16 protein-coding genes are annotated in these 20,350 nt (G+C 53.9%); 13 read left to right on the top strand and 3 right to left on the bottom strand.

Annotation, left to right across the window (positions count from 1 at the left end; all coding sequences use genetic code 11):
* The first annotated feature begins 12 nt into the window (after positions 1 to 12).
* The 11 genes from AC1Q5O_RS22170 to AC1Q5O_RS22120 all read left to right on the top strand — a co-directional run bounded on the left by AC1Q5O_RS22170 (position 13) and on the right by AC1Q5O_RS22120 (position 15,878).
* On the top strand, positions 13 to 1,848 hold the full coding sequence (locus tag AC1Q5O_RS22170; RefSeq protein ID WP_492565974.1) for a hypothetical protein: 1,836 nt from the start codon (positions 13 to 15) through the stop codon (positions 1,846 to 1,848).
* Between the two features lie 404 nt (positions 1,849 to 2,252).
* Positions 2,253 to 5,240 (top strand): glycosyltransferase, encoded by a 2,988-nt coding sequence (locus AC1Q5O_RS22165; RefSeq protein ID WP_492565972.1) that lies wholly within the window; start codon positions 2,253 to 2,255, stop codon positions 5,238 to 5,240.
* 262 nt (positions 5,241 to 5,502) lie between these two features.
* Entirely contained in the window at positions 5,503 to 6,393 is an 891-nt protein-coding gene (locus AC1Q5O_RS22160) for a class I SAM-dependent methyltransferase (RefSeq protein ID WP_492565970.1), read from the top strand.
* 828 nt (positions 6,394 to 7,221) lie between these two features.
* On the top strand, positions 7,222 to 7,311 hold the full coding sequence (locus tag AC1Q5O_RS22155) for a K(+)-transporting ATPase subunit F (RefSeq protein WP_163593559.1): 90 nt from the start codon (positions 7,222 to 7,224) through the stop codon (positions 7,309 to 7,311).
* 34 nt (positions 7,312 to 7,345) lie between these two features.
* Positions 7,346 to 9,049 (top strand): potassium-transporting ATPase subunit KdpA, encoded by a 1,704-nt coding sequence (gene kdpA / locus AC1Q5O_RS22150; RefSeq protein ID WP_492565968.1) that lies wholly within the window; start codon positions 7,346 to 7,348, stop codon positions 9,047 to 9,049.
* Positions 9,050 to 9,060: 11 nt separating this feature from the next.
* The gene (locus tag AC1Q5O_RS22145) at positions 9,061 to 9,228 is read left to right on the top strand and encodes a hypothetical protein (RefSeq protein WP_223614240.1); all 168 of its coding nucleotides are present in this window, start codon (positions 9,061 to 9,063) and stop codon (positions 9,226 to 9,228) included.
* Positions 9,229 to 9,271: 43 nt separating this feature from the next.
* On the top strand, positions 9,272 to 11,344 hold the full coding sequence (gene kdpB / locus AC1Q5O_RS22140) for a potassium-transporting ATPase subunit KdpB (protein ID WP_492565966.1): 2,073 nt from the start codon (positions 9,272 to 9,274) through the stop codon (positions 11,342 to 11,344).
* Between the two features lie 12 nt (positions 11,345 to 11,356).
* A complete protein-coding gene (gene kdpC, locus AC1Q5O_RS22135) occupies positions 11,357 to 11,920 on the top strand; it encodes a potassium-transporting ATPase subunit KdpC (RefSeq protein WP_492565964.1) in 564 nt (187 codons plus the stop codon).
* Positions 11,921 to 11,988: 68 nt separating this feature from the next.
* Positions 11,989 to 14,694 carry a DUF4118 domain-containing protein gene (locus AC1Q5O_RS22130; protein WP_492565962.1) on the top strand — a complete coding sequence of 902 codons (2,706 nt, stop codon included), beginning with the start codon at positions 11,989 to 11,991 and terminating at the stop codon, positions 14,692 to 14,694.
* A complete protein-coding gene (locus AC1Q5O_RS22125) occupies positions 14,691 to 15,383 on the top strand; it encodes a response regulator transcription factor (RefSeq protein ID WP_492565960.1) in 693 nt (230 codons plus the stop codon). The genes AC1Q5O_RS22130 and AC1Q5O_RS22125 overlap by 4 nt, the downstream gene beginning before the upstream one ends.
* Positions 15,384 to 15,428: 45 nt before the next feature.
* Positions 15,429 to 15,878, top strand: a complete 450-nt coding sequence (locus AC1Q5O_RS22120; protein ID WP_492565958.1) for a PTS sugar transporter subunit IIA — start codon at positions 15,429 to 15,431, stop codon at positions 15,876 to 15,878.
* A 46-nt stretch (positions 15,879 to 15,924) separates the two neighbouring features.
* Here AC1Q5O_RS22120 and AC1Q5O_RS22115 read toward each other — a convergent pair whose 3' ends face one another.
* Together AC1Q5O_RS22115 and dapA are read right to left on the bottom strand one after the other, a co-directional pair.
* Positions 15,925 to 16,227 carry a hypothetical protein gene (locus AC1Q5O_RS22115; protein WP_492565956.1) on the bottom strand — a complete coding sequence of 101 codons (303 nt, stop codon included), beginning with the start codon at positions 16,225 to 16,227 and terminating at the stop codon, positions 15,925 to 15,927.
* A 41-nt stretch (positions 16,228 to 16,268) separates the two neighbouring features.
* Positions 16,269 to 17,336, bottom strand: coding sequence for a 4-hydroxy-tetrahydrodipicolinate synthase (dapA, locus tag AC1Q5O_RS22110; RefSeq protein WP_492565954.1), 1,068 nt, complete (start codon positions 17,334 to 17,336; stop codon positions 16,269 to 16,271).
* Between the two features lie 315 nt (positions 17,337 to 17,651).
* On the opposite strand from dapA, the gene AC1Q5O_RS22105 reads away from it, so the two are divergent.
* Both AC1Q5O_RS22105 and AC1Q5O_RS22100 read left to right on the top strand, forming a co-directional pair.
* Complete coding sequence (locus tag AC1Q5O_RS22105) at positions 17,652 to 17,837, top strand: hypothetical protein (protein ID WP_464663883.1); 186 nt, start codon at positions 17,652 to 17,654, stop codon at positions 17,835 to 17,837.
* 105 nt (positions 17,838 to 17,942) lie between these two features.
* Positions 17,943 to 18,569, top strand: coding sequence for a response regulator transcription factor (locus tag AC1Q5O_RS22100; protein WP_492565951.1), 627 nt, complete (start codon positions 17,943 to 17,945; stop codon positions 18,567 to 18,569).
* Positions 18,570 to 18,589: 20 nt separating this feature from the next.
* Here AC1Q5O_RS22100 and AC1Q5O_RS22095 read toward each other — a convergent pair whose 3' ends face one another.
* Entirely contained in the window at positions 18,590 to 20,302 is a 1,713-nt protein-coding gene (locus AC1Q5O_RS22095; protein ID WP_492565949.1) for a sensor histidine kinase, read from the bottom strand.
* Positions 20,303 to 20,350 lie beyond the last annotated feature (48 nt).

The following is a 20,350-nucleotide window of genomic DNA, read 5'->3' as shown; positions in this document are numbered from 1 at the left end:
ACAAGGAACGCGATGTTCCTGGCGCTGGTCTGCTTGATCTCCTTGGTTCTCATAGTTTACTCGATTTTATTCGTGCGGGCGAACTATATGGTCCCCCTTTATTGGGATCAGTGGGAATTTGCGACTGAGCTTGCGAGATCAAAGCAAGACACACTCTCGCTTCAGTATCTTTTTGCTGCGCATAACGAGCATGTCATTGCGACGACAAAGTTGATTTTCTTTCTCGATTATTATTTTTTCAGCTTAACCAATGGCCCCCTGATCGTTTCAATCGGTATCGCAACATTTTGTATTGCGTGGCTTTTGGCCAAGTTGTTGTTCATCAATGACAGAGAGAGCAAGTATTTCTATCCCTTCTTTCTGCTTTTCTCTGCATCGGGATTTTCGCTGGCCCAATGGGAGAACTTGCTGTGGGGCTTCCAACCTCAGTTTTATCTCGTGCTGATCTTCACGCTGATAAGCTGTCTCATCGGATTGAAAATCAGCGATCGTGAGCAAGTCACATCCCCTTGGTGGTTTGCTGGATTGATCATCACAACGGGTTTGGGCGTGTTTTCAATGGGCAACGGCATCGCATTGCCTGTTTCCATTCTCATCCTGCTTGTTCTGCGGCGCTACCGGCCGATTAAAACGATGCTTTATGCATTCGTCGCGGCATTGTTCATTGGTGCTTTTATCGTCCTGACAAAGGGTGCGACTGCCGTTGGAGATCCGGCATTAAAGACATTTGGCAATTTTATATCTTTCTTCTTCGGTATGCTCGGAAGCCCGATCACCAGCAAAGGGGTTATTGCCGCAATATTTGGTCTGCTCTTGTTCGGAGCCTATTGTATCTTGTTTTTATCCTATGTTCTAATACCGTTTCTGCGCGGGCGTCGGCTTGACGATGCTTTGGCGGGCCTCTTTGCGCTAGCGAGTTTTCTTTTTGCAACGGCCGTTGGTGCGGCGTGGGGACGGTTTTCGCTGGGCCCAGGCGCAGCATTGGCGTCGCGCTACTCTACGCCTATGCTTGTTCTGTGGATGACACTTTTCGCCATACTGTTTCGAGTGACAGTGATAGCCGATTATCGACCGTCGCTTCGTCAGGCACGATCGGGATCATGGATTCTTCTTGCCTTAAGTGTTGCGGCATGGACCAGTTTGAGGCCGGGTAATGTTGCCGGTGCCAGCCACACGAATGAAGTCAACCAGGCTGGATATTTTCTGTCTTCGGGGTTGTTTCCTGATGAGCAACTGCTGAAATTGTACCCCTTACCAGACCGCATAAGGCCGACTATTGATTTTCTCCGAGACGCCAAACTCAATCTATTCGCTGATAACCCTGGACTATCGGGATCGAGTTGGAAACAGTGGACTGATAAACCAGCCCAGGCTTGTGAACTTGGGTCCGTCGAAAAAGTCCAACGCCTTTCTGCTTCGGCGTGGCAGGCCGTTGGCTGGGTGACAAACGCTGCACGGCAAACTCCAAGTTGGATAGTTGCCATCGACTCAAGTCAAAATGTTCTGGGATACACGGTCCCACTTCAACCTTATTCCGATATTGCCAAAGCTGTTGGTCTAAGCGGCAGCTATCGCGGTTTTGCCGTGCCCATAAACATGGCTTCTGCCGACGCGGCTTTTCCCATATCTCTATTGGCTATTTTTGGTGAAGACGAATCGCCCTGCCGCTTGAATTTACCGCCCTTACCCAAGGAGCCTTTTCTGATCCAACCGGGTGAGTTCGCACCGCTTCGAACAGAGGTCATACATTCGGGGGCTGCAGCCAGTCCGGGAATGCCGCCAACGCTTTTAATCAGCACACGTTACAAGGGAGCTGAGATTAGTGGTACTTGGGGTTTCTTCCGATGAGAACATTAGTGGGTGTGATGTACAATGTTCTCGATGCGGTGTGCCATAACCTTATTGTACCAATCTTGCACCGGCCTTCAGCCGAGGGATTAAGTCTTGTTGTAAAATCCAACGGCAGGCCGGTTTTTGCCGATACAAAGCAGTTGGATTCGCGCCCACCCCATTTATGGCAATATTTGCAGATAAATGCATTTGACACGTGCAACGAAGGCGAAAAATTGAACCTGAATACAACGCTGGAAGACAATGGACGGGGATGGGGAGCGTAGTGTGCCATGGCAACTCCGGCTTTTCAACCTTAGCAGTCATATATGTTGAACTCGACTCTGGTAAAGTAGTCAGCCAAACGAAATTGGTTGAGATAATGGGCACTGGACGATCGTCTTGAGAAGGAAACAAGGTTCATGAATCGTGGTTCTAACCAAAAAGCTGAGGCCTTGATCGCAGGTACGTTGCAAGGCTTGGACAAGGCATTTTCCCGGGCTTCATTCTGGCCGATAAACAATGTCTTGACAGACTCTGCTTGGCTGGAGCACGGCCCTTTTGCATTCTGGCTCATTGATGCGCTCAGACCGCAAACTTTTGTCGAGCTCGGAACTCATAGCGGCTTCTCTTACTTCGCATTCTGCCAAGCGGTGCAAAGGCTCGAAATTGAAACGCGATGCTACGCGGTGGACACATGGAAAGGGGACGAGCATTCCGGCCAATACTCGGAAGCCGTATTCGAATCGGTAAGGACCTACAACGACAAAAATTATTCTGCCTTTTCCAACCTTGTACGATCAACATTTGATGAGGCCTCTACGCATTTCAGAGACGGGATGGTAGATTTGCTTCACATCGACGGACGCCACTTTCTCGAGGATGTGGAGCACGACTTCGAAACTTGGAGGCCGAAGCTTTCAGATCGCGCAGTCGTGATTTTCCACGATACGAATGTCAGGGAACGGGGCTTTGGCGTCTATAAATTATGGGAAACGTTGTGCACATCCTATCCATCTTTTGAATTTTTTCACGGGCATGGGCTTGGCGTTCTGGGCGTTGGCAAGGAGTTGCCAACCGCCATACGCGCGATGTTTGATCTCACAAAATCTGAAGCTGGAGCGAGCGCCGTTAGAGAAGTCTATGCACGGCTTGGTGCTGCGGTTCAGGCGGAATCCACTGTTCTTCTCAAACAAGATGCGCTGGGCGCAAAAGTAAAGGAGTTAGATGAGTGTTCTCGACATATCCAGAGTTTAGAAATTGAAATAGAAGACAAGCATCGTCTGAATGACAGACTGACGCGAGAGAACGATGAACTGAACCATCGCGTTGATACCCTTAGAAGGGAGATTTCTGAGCTAAAATCTAGGTTCTCAGAAACGAGCCAGCTTGGAAGTGAGCTTGAAAATCAGCTCTCGCGGAAAGCTAATGAACTGCTCGCGTACCAACGTTCAATGAGCTGGAGATTAACCGCGCCTTATCGATTTTTTGGCAATCGGATCCGTAGCACTGTAAGAATTTTTGGTACTTTTCCGAGAATGATACGTCGCAGCGGTGGTCTCAAACCAGCGGTAGAGCGCGCTATCAGAATAATTCGGCGTGATGGTATATCAGGTTTGATACGAAGAACCAGGGAAGCTTCCATTGCAAGCTCCAGAGGTCTTTTATTCGGAAATGATTATTCGGAATGGCTCCATAATTACGGATCTCTTAATCAGTTAGAACCCGCGCAAGTCAACGCGCTTCTGAAAGGGCCGAAGCAACTACCTCAAATATCCGTTGTGATGCCGGTCTATAATCCTAACTTGACATGGCTGCGGGAGGCTGTTCAATCGGTTCGTGACCAAGTTTATCCAAATTGGCAACTTTGCATCGCGGATGATAAGTCTACAAATCCAAAAGTTCGCGAAGAACTTCTCAAATATTCGGCGCTGGATAAGCGGATACTGGTCACTTTTCGTGAAGCCAATGGCCACATCTCCGCAGCCTCCAATAGCGCACTTGAACTCGCGACTGGCGAGTGGATTGCGTTAATGGACCAAGACGATGTGTTGGCGCCCGAGGCCCTTTACCATATTTTTGAAGCACTTGAGCGCAACCCGACTGCAAAACTGATCTACTCGGATGAAGACAAAATTGATGAAGTGGGAAAACGTTTTAGTCCGTATTTCAAGTCCGACTGGAATCCAGACTTATTCCTCTCACACAATATGATTTGTCATTTGGGGGTTTATCGAGCGGATATGGTTAAGCAGCTTGGTGGATTCAGAGAAGGCAGAGAAGGCTCTCAAGATTATGATCTTGCCTTGCGCTTTATCGAACTATTGAAGCCCGATCAAATCATTCACGTCCCGCGTGTTCTTTATCATTGGCGCAGCCATGCGGACAGCACCGCTCAATCGGGCGATAACAAGGGATATGCACTTCGTGTTGGCCAGCAGGTTCTCAATGAGCACTTCCAACGGATGGGAATAGATGCCACGGCGGAATTGCTTGATTTTGGCATGTATCGCGCCCGTTATAAATTGCCAGATCCACTTCCTCTGGTAAGCCTGATAATTCCAACACGCAATGGGTTAAAACTGTTGCGACAATGTATAGATAGCATAGTTGAAAAAACAGAATACCCTAACTATGAGATAATCATCATCGACAACAACTCGGATGATGAGGATACTTTAAAGTATCTTGATGCTGTTTCTGACAAGGATCGGATTCGTGTTATCCGTGATACGAGACCATTCAATTATTCCGCTTTGAATAATGGCGCCGTGCTGGAAGCAAAGGGAGAGTTTGTCGGTCTGATCAACAATGATATCGAAGTCATCTCCGCTAATTGGCTTGGTGAAATGATCAGCATAGCCAGTCAGCCTGGGGTGGGGGCTGTTGGTGCACGCTTGTGGTATCCCGATGATACACTTCAGCATGGCGGGGTCATATTGGGAATCGGTGGAGTCGCCGGCCATTCTCACAAAGGTTTGTCACGTGGCGCGCCGGGATACTTCGGACGTGCACAGCTCATTCAAACCCTAAGTGCCGTAACGGCGGCCTGTTTGATCATAAGAAAAGATATCTTCCAGGAAGTCGGCGGTTTGGATGAAGAGAATCTCAAGGTGGCATTCAACGATGTTGACTTTTGCATTCGTGTTCGCGAGGCAGGGTATCGCAATGTGTGGACGCCCTATGCAGAGCTTTATCATCATGAGTCCGCATCACGTGGCGAAGAAGATACACCAGAAAAGCAGCTACGATTCACAAGTGAAGTGAATTTCATCCAGCAGCGTTGGGGTAAAGTTCTTCAAGAAGATCCCGCATACAGTCCAAATCTGACGGTCGAGCGGGAAGATTTTTCTCTTGGCTGGCCGCCAAGGGTCAAGGCGAACGTCGCAGAAGATAGGAACGCCCTATAATACGTGGTGGTATTGCTCCGACACCTTGAATGCCTGAAATCGGGGGATTGCGCCTCGCGGTAGTGTTCTCTCGTATCTCTATTGAGGATTACCGCAGTGGCAGTGATGTCAAAGTAACAGCGTTTGAGATATTTGGAGCAAGTCTTACCCTATCGCGTGATGGTCGTCCTGAGGTGATGCGTTCTTCAATTTTGAGAATAGTTCATTCATTTGATATTGCAGGAGTGTGTACATACGTGTACGTGCGAGCAATGGGGGGCATATGATTAAAACACTGGCTGCAAGAATACCCGGTCGCATCAAGCGGCAGTTAAGAGTTATTTGGAATCCATCGACAGCTATCACTCAACCCGAACCAATCCCTGATATTTCTCGCCCTCAGCCAATGGACCTCATGGGCGTAGCTAATTCTACGTTGGCCTACAGAGAAACATTAAAAGAAGTGGTGTTGAATGTTGGCCTTGTCCTGGAGATTGGCCCATATTTTCGACCTGTCTTGGTCGGAAACAATGTTTCCTATTTTGACGTTCGAACCAGCGCCGAACTTACGGAGCGAGCAGAACTGGAGGGATACTCTACAGAAGCTATTCCAACTGTCGACTATGTATCCCCTATTGGCGATTTGTCCGTCGTTGATGAGAAATTCGATGCTGTTCTGAGCGCACATTGCATTGAACATCAGCCGGATTTTGTTGACCATCTGAACAAGGTGGGAAGCTTGCTTAATCCGGGCGGCAGATACTACGCGATTATTCCAGACAAGAGATATTGTTTCGATAACAAGATACCAGAATCTAGCATTGCTCAAATCATATCTGCGCATCTTGAGAAACGAAAAGTTCATTCACCTCAAAGTGTTATTGAACATCGGGCTTTGACGACGCACAACGATCCTTTGAGGCATTGGCAGAATGACAATGATGATGCTGGCTTGGATAGTGCTTACATCGAAAGAATCCGGTCGTCGATTGTCGAGTGGCGTTCAAGCAATGGTTCGTATGTTGACGTGCACGCTTGGCAATTTACGCCTTTAAGCTTCAAATCGATTGTCAACACTTTAGCCCAATTGGACATGATAAAATTGCAACTTGAGACAGTTTTTGAAACGCCGTTTCCTCGTAATGAATTCATCGCGATTTTGAAAGCCGTCTGAGCCTTGATTGAGGACAGCTTTAGACCATTCAGTATTCGTCGTCTGAAAATATATCAGAGATATTTGGGGTAATACAAATCACAGCAATGACTGTTTGGGCTGCTCTCTTCATGGCTTATGGGCTGTTTATTTCTTTGTCCTGCGCATCCAATTGAAAAATATCCGCGTCCTTTAGGCGCGGATCAAAGTCTTAACAACAGTCTGGTTCTCCCGAACGGGCCGCATCGTTGAAAAGGACACGTGGAACATTCACACGTTCCAGAATCTGTCGTCAAGCCCTGCACATACATGATGGTATGCGTGCTGAATTACCGCCGAAGGCGGTGATGGTGATTGGTCCAAAATCTGCGCTTGCTGACTATCGTGAGGAACTGGGCATTTTCCTGCGGTAATGGCTTGTCATTCTCGCTGGTATCGCCGTCATGTTGCTGAGTAGTTGGCCGGTGAGCAGTTCTGGGATTGAAATGATTTCCTGACCGAGATGCCTCCGTCTTGGGGCGCTTATGGCTCTTTATGAAATTATTCCATCGGCTTGGCGTGCGTTCTGTTGTTGCTCGGGATTCAGCCAATTCCCCCGCAAATCCTTATAGTTTCCTTATACCTCCTCTCTGTGTCCCGTCTCGAATTCTTATGTCCGAGGCGGCATAACTCCTTTGCTCAGCAATTTGTCTGAAAATACTTTTGAGTAATGATCGGCAACATCGATGCTGTCTATATAAGGAGTTCTCCAGATGGACTTTATTGTTCTTGGAATAGGTGTTTTTTTCTTTCTCATTTCTCTGGCTTATACAAAAGCCTGCGAAAATTTGTGATCGGAAGGATCAGATAATGACCATCGATTACATTCTCGGAGGTGGAGTGACCTTGTTCCTTCTTGCCTATCTCACTTACGCGCTGGTTCGCCCAGAGCGCTTCTGATCGCCTCTGACACCAGGCTTGGAAAGCTACACCTATGACTCTCAACGGCTGGATACAGATTCTCGTTTACTGCGGGATCATCATCTTACTTGTGAAACCGCTTGGCGGTTACATGACGCGTGTTTTTAACGGCGAGCGCACATTCCTTTCGCCTGTCCTCGTTCCGGTGGAGCGTGGCCTTTATCGTGTTGCCGGAACAAGCGAGCGCGACGAACAACACTGGACCACCTATACGGCTGCATTGCTGCTCTTCAGCTTGGGCGGCCTCATTGTGCTTTATGTCTTGCAGAGGTTCCAGGGAATCCTTCCCTATAATCCCGCCGGCATGACGGCAACGGAACCCGGTCTTGCCTTCAACAGCGCTGTCAGCTTTGTCACCAACACCAACTGGCAGAACTATGGCGGCGAAAGCTCCATGTCCTATCTTGTTCAAATGGCCGGTTTCACGGTTCAGAACTTCGTATCGGCAGCCACAGGCATTGCGATTGCCATCGCCCTCATTCGCGGGTTTGCCCGCACGTCAGGCAAGTCCGTCGGCAATTTCTGGGTCGATCTGACGCGAAGCACGCTCTACATACTGCTCCCCATCTGCATCGTTCTGACGCTCGTCTATGTGTATCTCGGTGTTCCACAGACACTCGGGACCTATGTGGATGCCACAACGCTCGAAGGCGCAAAGCAGACCATTGCCGTCGGCCCCGTCGCATCCCAGCTGGCGATCAAGATGCTCGGCACGAATGGCGGCGGTTTCTTCAATGCCAACTCGGCCCATCCCTTTGAAAACCCGGACGCCATCTCGAACTTCATCCAGATGGTCTCGATCTTTGCGATCGGTGCCGCGCTGACCAATGTTTTCGGCCGGATGGTTGGAAACCAACGTCAAGGCTGGGCTCTCTTTGCCGCCATGGGTGTTCTTTTCCTGGCCGGCGTTATCGCCTGCTACTGGTCGGAAGCCGCCGGCAATCCGCTGGTGCATGCGCTTGGGATTGATGGCGGCAATATTGAAGGCAAGGAGACCCGCTTCGGCATCGCTTTGTCGGCGCTCTTCGCCGTGATCACAACGGCCGCATCCTGCGGCGCGGTCAATGCCATGCATGACAGTTTCATGGCCATTGGCGGCATGCTGCCCATGATCAACATGATGCTGGGTGAGGTCATCATCGGCGGTGTTGGTGCCGGTCTCTATGGCATTCTGCTCTATGTGGTGATCGCGGTTTTCGTTGCCGGACTGATGGTCGGCCGCACGCCGGAATATCTCGGCAAGAAGATCGAAGCCAAGGAAGTGAAGATGGCCATGCTCGGCGTGCTTTGCTTGCCGCTTGCCATGCTTGGGTTCACGGCGATTGCATGCGTGCTGCCATCGGCTGTCGCCGCGACCGGCAATTCCGGCCCGCACGGCTTCTCCGAAATCCTGTATGCCTATACGTCAGCTGCCGCCAACAACGGCTCGGCATTCGGCGGTCTCAGCGGGAACACCACCTGGTATAACCTGACGCTCGCCATCGGCATGCTCATGGGCCGCTTCTTCGTGATCATTCCGGTCATGGCAATTGCCGGGTCGCTGGTCGTCAAGAAGACCGTTCCGGAATCCGCAGGCACCTTCCCAACCCATGGCGGTTTGTTTGTCGGACTTCTCATTGGCGTCATCCTGATCGTCGGCGGTCTCACATTCTTCCCGGCCCTGGCTGTCGGACCGATTGTCGAGCACCTCGCCATCGGTCTCGGCCAGACCTTCTGATGGAGCCTGTCATGCGTCACGGTTACCTGCAATTCAACGTCCATCCTCGCGCCGGCAAGCTGGCGCGAGGAGCAGCCAAGCGCGTGCGCGCCTCCGACATCATCCTTGGCATGACCCTGGTGATGCTGATCGTCTGGCTTGCGGCATACGCCTGTCTTCACACAGTCACAGCGTCATGATCGCCGCTGTGCCGTTACAAGAATTTCAAAACTGGAGTCTCAAATGAGCCAGTCCAAATCCGCGAGCCTCATGGACTCTCGCATACTCATACCGGCCATCGGTGGAGCTTTCAAAAAGCTTGATCCGCGCAGCCTCATCAAAAACCCCGTCATGTTCGTGGTTGCTGTGGTCTCGTTCCTGACGACGGTGCTGTTCCTCAAGGACCTGGCGACCGGCGGCCGCGATCTCGGATTTTCATTCCAGATCATCATCTGGCTCTGGTTCACCGTGCTTTTCGCCAATTTTGCCGAAGCCGTCGCCGAAGGCCGCGGCAAGGCACAGGCGGATTCACTGCGTAAGGCGCGCACGGAAACGCAGGCCAAGCTTCTTACCGGCGACGACCGCACCAGCTTCAAACTGGTGCCCGGCACCAAGCTGAAAGTTGGCGATATCGTGCTGGTCGAGGCAGGTGATATCATCCCCTCGGACGGTGAAGTCATCGAAGGCATCGCCTCGGTCAATGAATCTGCTATCACCGGCGAATCCGCTCCGGTCATCCGCGAGTCCGGCGGTGACCGCTCGGCTGTCACCGGCGGGACCCAGGTCCTGTCGGACTGGCTGCGCGTGCGTATTACTGCCGCTGCCGGCTCCACATTCATCGACCGGATGATTGCGCTTGTCGAAGGCGCGGAACGGCAGAAGACGCCAAACGAAATTGCGCTCAACATTCTTCTTGCCGGCATGACCCTGATCTTCGTGCTGGCAACGGCAACGATCCCAAGCTTTGCAACCTATGCAGGCGGCGCCATTCCCGTGGTTGTCCTGGTCGCTCTGTTTGTCACGCTTATCCCGACCACGATCGGCGCGCTTCTGTCGGCAATCGGCATTGCGGGCATGGACCGGTTGATCCAGTTCAATGTTCTTGCCATGTCCGGACGCGCCGTCGAGGCCGCCGGTGATGTCGACACGCTGCTTCTCGACAAGACTGGGACGATCACATTCGGCAATCGCCAGGCTACGGAATTCAGTCCCGTGACCGGCGTGACCGAGCAGGAACTGGCCGATGCGGCGCAGCTTGCCTCCCTGGCCGATGAAACGCCGGAAGGCCGCTCGATCGTCGTATTGGCAAAGGAAAAATATGGCATTCGTGCGCGTGACATGGCGACATTGCATGCCACGTTCGTGCCGTTCACCGCACAAAGCCGCATGAGCGGCGTGGATATCGATGGCTCGTCCATCCGCAAGGGAGCTGTCGATGCGGTTCTTGCCTATGTCAATTCCACAACCGTTGCGACGGGCGCCGTCCGGGCAAGCGCCGAGCTGGTGCGTGAGCTGCAGTCCATCGCCGATCAGATAGCCAAGGCAGGCGGGACGCCGCTTGCGGTGGTACGCGATGGCAAGCTGCTCGGCGTCATTCACCTGAAGGACATCGTCAAGGGCGGGATTCGTGAACGCTTCTCTGAACTGCGCCGCATGGGCATCAAGACCGTGATGATCACGGGTGATAACCCGCTGACAGCAGCCGCAATTGCGGCGGAAGCCGGCGTTGACGATTTCCTCGCTCAGGCTACACCTGAGAACAAGCTCTCGCTTATCCGCGACGAACAGGCCAAGGGGAAACTCGTGGCAATGTGCGGCGACGGGACCAACGACGCGCCGGCGCTTGCGCAGGCCGACGTCGGTGTTGCCATGAACACCGGCACGGTGGCCGCGCGTGAAGCGGGCAACATGGTCGATCTCGACAGTGATCCGACCAAGCTCATTGAAATCGTCGGCATCGGCAAGCAGCTGCTGATGACGCGCGGTGCGCTGACGACGTTCTCGATCGCCAACGATATCGCCAAATACTTCGCCATTATTCCTGCAATGTTTCTGGCGTTCTATCCGCAGCTCGCCGCGCTCAACATCATGGGCTTGCAGACGCCGCAAAGCGCCATTCTGTCGGCAATCATCTTCAATGCCCTGATCATCGTTGCGCTCATTCCGCTGTCGCTTAGAGGCGTCAAGTACCGGGCAGTCGGTGCAGGGGCTCTCTTGAGCCGCAACCTTCTGATTTACGGCCTGGGCGGTGTCATCGTGCCATTCATCGGCATCAAAGCGATCGACATGGTCATCACCAGCCTTGGACTCGCATAAAGGATCATTCCAATGTTAAAACAACTCAAACCCGCGATTGTCATGGTTATCGCCCTTACGGTGATCACGGGTCTCATCTATCCCCTGGGGATGACTGGGCTCTCGCAACTGCTGTTCCCGCACCAGGCCAATGGCAGTCTGATCGAGAAGAACGGCACTGTCATCGGGTCCGAACTGATCGGCCAGGCGTTTGCAGCCGACAAGTACTTTCACGGCAGGCCTTCGGTCGCCGGTGATGGATACAATGCGAGTTCTTCCGGTGGCTCCAATCTCGGACCGACTAATCCGAAACTGATCGACCGCATCAAGACAGATGCAGCGGCACTGAAGGAAACGAATAGCGCTGCTCCGGTCCCCATTGATCTGGTTACGGCGTCGGGCAGCGGCCTGGACCCGCATCTTTCTCCGGCCGCCGCCTATTTCCAGATACCGCGCGTGGCGAAGGCAAGAGGTGTCGATGAGGCACGCATTCGCCAGCTGGTGGATCAGAACATACAGGCGCGCGAGCTTGGATTCATGGGTGAGCCGGTTATCAATGTGCTGGCGTTGAATCAGGCACTCGACGGTCTGAAATAAGCCGGTTAGCCTGAAATACCGGGAACGTGCGATGCGGGTTCTCGGTATTTTCGAAGGGGTCATGACACATGCCTGATGACGGCCGCGACACTGAACGAAGACCATCGCCCGAGGCGCTGCTGGAAAACGCCGAGCGAGAGACCCGCGGTCGATTGAAAGTTTTTTTGGGGGCAGCGCCCGGGGTCGGAAAGACCTACGAGATGCTGATGTCCGGACGGGCGGCGATTGCCGAGGGCATAGATGTTGTTATCGGTGTGGTCGAGACACACGGGCGCAAGGAAACGGAAGCCCTTGTCAAAGGTTTTGAAGTTCTCCCCAAAGCCGGTATCAACTACAAGGACCACCAGCTTGAAGAGATGGACATTGACGCGATCCTGGCGCGCCGTCCGGCTCTCGTCCTCGTGGACGAACTGGCACACACGAATGCGCCTGGTTCGCGTCATCCGAAGCGCTACCTGGATGTCCAGGAGATTTTAAGACACGACATTGATGTTTACTCCACCCTCAACATTCAGCATGTGGAAAGTCTGAATGACGTCGTGGCCCAGATCACCCATGTGCGTGTGCGGGAAACCGTGCCTGATTCCGTCATCGACGAGGCGGACGATGTTGAAATCATCGATCTCACGCCGGCAGATCTTATCAAGCGCCTGCATGAAGGCAAAGTATATGTTCCCGACACCGCCAAACGGGCGATAGAGAACTATTTTTCTCCCGGGAACCTGACAGCACTGCGCGAGCTCGCCCTGCGCCGCACGGCGCAGCGGGTCGACGACCAGCTTCTCTCGCACATGCAGGCGAACGCGATATCGGGACCCTGGGCTGCCGGCGATCGCGTCGTCGTGTGCATCGATGATCATCAGGGAGGAACCGCCCTTGTCCGCTATGCACGGCGTCTCGCTGACCGGTTGCGTGCGCCGTGGACGGCACTCTATGTGGAAACGCCCGGATCAACCCGGCTCTCGGAAGACGACAAGGATCGCATTGCCTCCACCTTGCGGCTGGCAAGCCAATTGGGGGGAGATGCGATCACGACGCCGGGACGCGATCCCGCGGAGGAGATTGCCCGCTATGCGCGGGAGAACAACGTCACGCACATTGTGACGGGCAAGCCGACAAAGCCGCGCTGGCGCGAGTTCTTCGAAGGGTCGGTGTCGCATGATCTTATCCGGCACGCCGGGAATATCAGTGTGCATGTGATTTCCGGGAACGAGCAGAACGGCGAACCGGCCCGTCAGAAAGCGCCGGAAATTCCGGAGGGACGTTTCCAGCTCAAGGCCTATCTTCTGAGTACGGCATATGTCGCCGGAGCGCTGGCGGTGGGGCTGCTGATCTCGCGCGTGCTGGATGTACGCAATATCGCCCTGGTCTTCCTGATGGCCGTGCTTGCTTCGGCAGTGACGGTTGGACTTTGGCCGGCCCTGTTTGCGTCGGTGCTGAGCGCCGTTGTCCTGAACTTCTTCTTCCTCGATCCCCTTTACACCCTGGTCATCAGCGACCCGGAAAGTGTGATTGCGCTTGGCTTCTTTTTCGGTGTCGCTGTGATTGCCAGTAATTTGACGGCGAGGGTGCAGCGGCAGGCCGCGGCAGCGCGGCAACGGGCCAGAACAACGGAAGATCTCTATCTCTTCAGCAAGAAGCTGGCGGGAACGAGCACGCTCGATGATGTCCTGTGGGCCACAGCCTTTCAGATCGCATCCATGTTGAAACTGCGGGTCGTGCTCCTTCTGCCGGAGAAGGGTTCGATTGAAGTGAAGGCCGGCTATCCGCCCGACGACACATTGGATGACGCCGACATCGCGGCCGCGCGATGGGCGTGGGAAAACAACCGGGCCGCGGGCAGGGGAGCCGATACCTTGCCGGGCGCAAAACGGCTCTATCTGCCCTTGCGAACGGGACGCATGGCCGTTGGTGTCATCGGTCTCGACAGCGACAAGAAGGGGCCTTTGTTGACGCCTGAACAGCAGCGCCTGCTTGACGCCCTGGCCGACCAGGCGGCGGTTGGCATTGAGCGAACACAACTGGCGGCCGATGTGGACAAGGCAAAGCTGGCGGCGGAAGCGGACCGTCTCCGCTCAGCCCTGCTGACGTCCATTTCGCATGATCTGAAGACCCCGTTGGCTGCAATCATGGGTGCCGCCGGCACCTTGAAGGAATTCTCTCCCGTGCTTGCTGCTGCTGAACGTTCCGATCTTCTCTCGACAGTCATCGACGAATCCGAGCGTCTCAATCGCTTTATTGCCAATCTGCTCGACATGACCCGGATTGAGTCCGGGGCAATGGAACCGAACTTTGCCTATCACTATGCCGGGGATATCGTCGGTTCGGCTCTGAGCCGGGCAGGGAAGATCATCGGAACCCATAAGACCGAGATCTCGATACCGGATGACTTGCCGATGTTGAGGATTGATCCGGTCCTGTTTGAGCAGGTGCTTTTCAACCTGCTGGACAATGCCGCGAAATATGCCCCCGACGGTTCGGCTCTGCGGATACAAGCCTGGTCGGATGACGGATCGGTCGTCCTTCAGGTGATGGACGAAGGTCCGGGAATTCCCGTTGAGGATCTCGAACGGGTCTTTGACAGTTTCTATCGGGTGAGCAAGGGCGATCAGGTCAAGGCGGGAACCGGATTGGGGCTTTCCATTTCCCGCGGATTCATTGAGGCAATGGGCGGCACAATCACCGCGGAACAAAGAACCGATCGGTCAGGAGCAGTTTTCACCATCAGAATGCCGGCTTCCCGGACCGTTCCCAGCATGGATGCCAGGCCGTGACAAATTCCAGCGTCAGGATCCTTGTCGTGGACGATGAGCAACCCATTCGGAAACTGTTGCGGGTCGGCCTTGGTACGCAGGGCTACAATATCCTGGAGGCGGGGAATGCCACCAGCGCCACCGAGCAGGCGGAAGCGCATCAGCCTGACCTGATTTTGCTTGATCTCGGTCTTCCCGGTGTTTCCGGTCTCGATCTTCTGCGCCGGTGGCGCGAGGAGGGCTGGGATATTCCGGTGGTCATACTGTCAAGCCGCACCGATGAGCGGGGCATAGTGGAGGCGCTGGAGCTTGGAGCCGATGATTATGTCGTCAAGCCGTTTGGAATGAACGAGCTGGTCGCACGCATTCGGGTTGCCCTGCGGCATCGTCTGCAGCAGCAGGGGGAGTTGCCGGTTTTCGAAACCGGCGGTCTGTCCGTCGATCTGGTGAAACGGATTGTGAAGGTCGACGGCAATGAAGTGAAGCTGTCGCCGAAGGAATACGATATCCTCCGCGTTCTGGTGCAGCACGCCGGCAAGGTGCTCACGCACCGCTTTCTCCTGTTACAGGTGTGGGGCAGCTCTGCGGATGTCCAGTATCTGCGTGTCTACGTCCGGCAGCTCCGGCAGAAAATCGAGCAACTGCCGGATCAGCCGCGATACATCGTGACGGAGACCGGCGTGGGGTATCGCCTGAAAGAAGCTGACTAGGGTTGCCGCGTGCATGTACGCCGGGATTTGCAATTGGAAATGAGAATGAAATTGGCTGATTATCTCAATCTTGATGATGTGATGTATGATCTGGAGGTGTCATCCAAGACGCAGGCACTGCGTGCCATGGCGGATGTTGTGAGCAGGGATGCGGGAGTTCCGGCGGCGGCTCTCTTGGCTGCGCTGCAAAAGCGCGAACGCCTCGGTTCCACCGGCATCGGACAGGGCGTTGCGATTCCGCATACGCGGATGGAAGGGATCGATAAGCCAAGAGCCTGCCTGGCAAGGCTGAAGAAGGCCGTCGAGTTCGATGCCATTGATGATCTGCCGGTGGATGTCATTCTCATGTTGATCACGCCGGACGTTGAAGCAAACAGGCACTTGAATGTGTTGGCGCATTTTACGCGAAAACTGAGAGTTCCCGGGGTGCTCCAACAAATGCGAGCCGCCGGGGACGCAAGGACGCTTTGTGCGTGTCTGACAGATATAGCGTGACAGGCAGCCAAGAGACCGCCTGTCCATCCTATCCAGAAAAATCGATCTAGGCTGATCTGCGATAGCGGCCCTGTCGATGCGACGAGTCGTCAAAGGGTGTGACATGGACTGAAAGATCGGTCCAGGGATCGGCGATGAGACAATCGCCGTCCTGTGCGCACCAGACGGCCCCAGCTTCATGTTCACTTTCACTCACGGCGAAGTGGATGGCGGACTCCCTGTCGGCGAAGAGGCCGCCGACAAGGCGTTGCCTGTCGCAAACGACCCAGCAGCCATCCAGATTGCGGCCGACGATGAAACGGCAGCGGGTATTGGAGTTGCCGGGATATTGCATGCTGCTTTCCGTCATGTCCTGCTTCCGGGCTGGTGTGATTTCATTGGGAAAAGACTCTAAACGCGCCAAGCGAGTGGAGCAGGATGAACCGGGGATTTTTCCCGGAGATTGAACGCTGCATCATCCGCGGCGCCATGATCAGGAGCGGTAACACCTCCAAGGTGATCCAGGGCGGATGCAATCTGTGCGGCGACATCATCGGCAACGGTGATGAGGGGCAGGCGGACCTCGTCGCGCATGCCGCGCCGGTGTTTCAGTGCGGCCTTGATGGGGCAGGGGTTCGTATCCAGCTCGAAAGCCTCGAGGACAGGTTTCAGCCTCTGGTGAATATACCTCGCTGTTGGCCAATCACCTTTGATGCAGGCATTTTGCAGGGCGACAAAAACGTGGGGCAGGACATTGGCCATGACCGAAATCATTCCGTCGCCGCCCAAAAGGTTGAAGGCGTGGGCTGAAGCATCGTGCCCCGACAGGAGAATGAAGCGATCTCCGAATGCGTTGCGCATCTCTTCGACCCGTCTCACGTCGCCGGTTGCATCCTTGATGCCAAGGATTGAAGGCATCTGCGACAACCGGTCGAGGGCCTGCAAGGAGATATCGACGCCGGTCCGGGACGGTACGTTATAGACAATGACCGGTATCGGAACGCGTGCGGCAATCGCTTCGAAATGACGAACAATGCCATCCTGATTGGGCCTGTTGTAAAAAGGCGTGACGATCAAGGCCGCATCCGCGCCGCAGGAAAGGGCAGCGGATGTATGGGCAATGGTCAGTTCGGTACTGCTCGTGCCGGTCCCGGCAATGATGGGTACACGGCCGTTCGATACCTTCAGGCACGTTCTGATGATCCTCAGCCGTTCATCCCAGGTGAGCGTGGACGCTTCTCCCGTGGTTCCGCACGCAACCAGAGCGCTTATGCCGGACTGGATGTGCCACTCCGCCAGTTCGCCGATCGCGTCGTAGTCGACATTCCCGCCTTTGAACGGGGTGACGAGCGCTGTCATCGCGCCGGTTAGCCGTGATCGTTCAACTTGACTGTCGCTGTTCATGATGTCCTCTTCTGCATTCCATCCGCGCATGGACAGGAACTGGCTCTGCCGGGCGGCAAACGGACGCGACGGCATTGAAAGCGCGTACCCCTGGAGGCAGGCTCTGCCGGCATCTTGTTCCGTGTCGCTGTCATGTCACGCAATTCTCGTGTTGAGTACGGCTGATACGTATCAACGCTTCCGATAGGAATTCCATTGCGTGTTCGTGGCAATCATATCAAAGAAGTATAAGGATCAGGGGCGCGAGGCTGTACCCAGTCGAGCATAGAAATTTCCAAGGCATTAAAACTTATATGAGATTTTTATATTCTGGCTCTGGTGTTGCCATGGATTTCATATGTTGAATTCATTATTTTAAACAGGGACATGAACCAGATATAGTTGAATAGAATGCGCGATCTTACCTACGTTCTGGCTATCATTGCCATCATGCTTCTTGCGTGTCAGGCCAAACCGAGGTCTGGAATATCACCGCTTCGGACGGCAAAGGTCAGACTCAGCGACGCGGATGTGGCGGTTCTCGTTTTCACGCTCGCCCTGGCCGTCCTCATCGTTGCCATGGCTGTTTCAATCTGATCGCCTGGCAGATCCCTGTATAGGTATAAGTACGGATACATTGTCATGTGAGTCTGTGATCGTGTGGCGGGGTATTCTCCGCCTGCTCGACGGCAGGGTTTCGGTTTGCCCATTACTGCTGCCGCCAGACAAGGTCACGTTTTGATGCGCTATCCAGTCTACCTCGTCGACGATGATGCTGCCGTCCGGGAGGGGCTCTGTCTGCTCTTCGAGGCCTACAGGATCAATGTCATTGCTTTTGATGGCCCATTGACCTTTCTTCGTGAGATCAGCCTGTTGCCGCCCGGATACCTGCTTCTGGATTTGCAGATGCCGGAGTTGAACGGGCTGGAATTGCAGAAGGAACTGATCGGCAAAGGCATTGACTGGCCTATCATCATTATTACCGGGTATGGAGATCTGAGGAGTTGCCGCACGGCGTTTCAATCGCGTGTCGTTGATTTCCTGGCCAAGCCTGTCGATCCGGAGCAGCTTTTTGAAGCGCTTGGGAAAGCTGAAGTGCTTCTCGAGATTGTTTTGGAAAAGCGAGAGGCTGAAGCGTTGTTCGCGTCATTGACCCCGCGCGAAAGTGAAATCATCAATCTCGTCTGCCGGGGATGGGGTTCGAAGGAGATTGCAACGTCATTGAACATCTCGTTGCGGACGGTCGATGCTCACCGGGCCAATATTTCCGAGAAACTGGGCACGACATCCGTGGCTGAATTTGTGCAGATGAAAGTGAGGGTTCAGTAGGGTATCGACGCGTTTGCTCTTTATCCGGCATATCGCTTGTTGGCGTGGGCGGCGACATGCTTGATGTCGTGTTCCCGTTGCATTCCGTTGGTTGCGTTGAAAGCGACTAGCGGTATGCAAGGTGCTATTGCTGGACGAGTCTCGGCTTTTGGCAGGGTAATCGTGAAGACCGCGCCATCTTTGTTCGAAGCAGTGAGCAGGCCGCCGACGCGTTGCACTATTCTTTGGGACAACGAGAGACCCAATCCCATTCCGCTGCTCTTGGTTGTGAAGAAGGGCTGAAAGAGCTGTGCAAGCGCATCCGGGCTCAAACCGGGACCGTTGTCTGACACTTGGATGATATTCACGGTGTGATCTGCAATGGTCTGGATGGTTATACGCTTTTGCGGCTGCTCCGATGTGCCGAGTGCTTCAATCGAGTTGCGGACCAGATTGTGGACGACTTGTTCAAGCTCTACCCGATTGATGTTTGCAACGGGCGAAGGCTCTGCAAGACAAAGCACCAACGAAACGTTCCGTTGTTTGATCTCCAAATTGAGAATCTCGACAATCTCCAGGATCGCGCTGTTAAGCGTCGTGATTTCGGGGGCTGCGGCTGTATTTGCAATGTAATCACGGATCTTTCCGAGTATTCGGCCGGCTCTTCTTGCATCCCGGACGTTGGCATCCATTGCCTGTTTCAGGAGGCCGGTGCGGGGGGCTTTTTCCTCGAGTACTTTGAGGCTCGCCTGGCTTTGGCTGAGCAGTGATGTGAGGGGTTGCGCCAGTTCATGGATAATGCCGGCTGCAAGCTCGCCGATGGCATTGACCCGTGCCGCATGCTCCAGCCGGTTCTCCTTTTCCAGTCTCGCGGCACGCCCCAGTGCTTCTTCCTCCGATTGCCGCAGGCGCTGGGAGAGCCGGCGTTGGTGCAGGGTATGATAGGCTGCCGCGACCGCTGCGGCGGAAAGACTGCAATATGCCGTAAGTCCCAACGGATTGAACAATTCACTCAGATCAACAGTTTCGCTTATGCGAAACACCGTTCCTTCGGGGAAGTTGGTGAGGTCCTCCGATGCGGTTTTGTGCAGACTGGAAACGATTGTTTTTTCGAGCCGAAGCCAGGGGGAGAAAAACGAATCCTGTTCGTCATTCAGTAAGATGGCAGGGACACCGCCAATGATCCACTCGACCTCCGGTGAGCCGGACAGCAGGAGTGGCTTGATCATTTGTGCTACATCCAGAAGCATGACAATGGCATAATGGGCATTGCCATTGTCTATATGTGCCGTCGTGAAATAACGACCGGGAAAGCGTGGATCAGCGAATCCGCGGATCATACCACGGGGCTGGCTAATGACTGTAGGGAGCACTGCAGGTATTGCCGCAACGTCAGTGGTGGGCGGAAAACTGGCCATGAGGGTCGCGTGAGAGGGGTGATCGCCTTTGGGGAGCTCGTACAAATGGATCAGGTGTATGCGAGGGCAAGCGTCCATTATATGCTGAACCAGCGAGCTGAATACCTTCATGGACTCAACACCGGATACGGTTGAAAAAACCTCCAGGGATTTGACGAAAGCAAAATTCTGGGCAATGCGGCGATCAACACTGGTTGTGATCTCATTGGCCTTTGCCGCGAACATGTCCGACTTGTCCTGAAAAATCGTGACGGCCGACACGGAAACATACACCAGCAGGGCAATGCACCAGATGGATATCGCAATGATCAGGGAAGGCTTCAGGTCTTTCTGCATGTCTCTGCAACTTATAAATTTGTTTATGTATGAAATATATTGCGTGCG

Source organism: Phyllobacterium sp. MT110 (assembly GCF_058792715.1).
The sequence above is the reverse complement of the archived record's forward strand: the minus strand, read 5'-3'. Positions and strand labels throughout refer to the sequence as shown.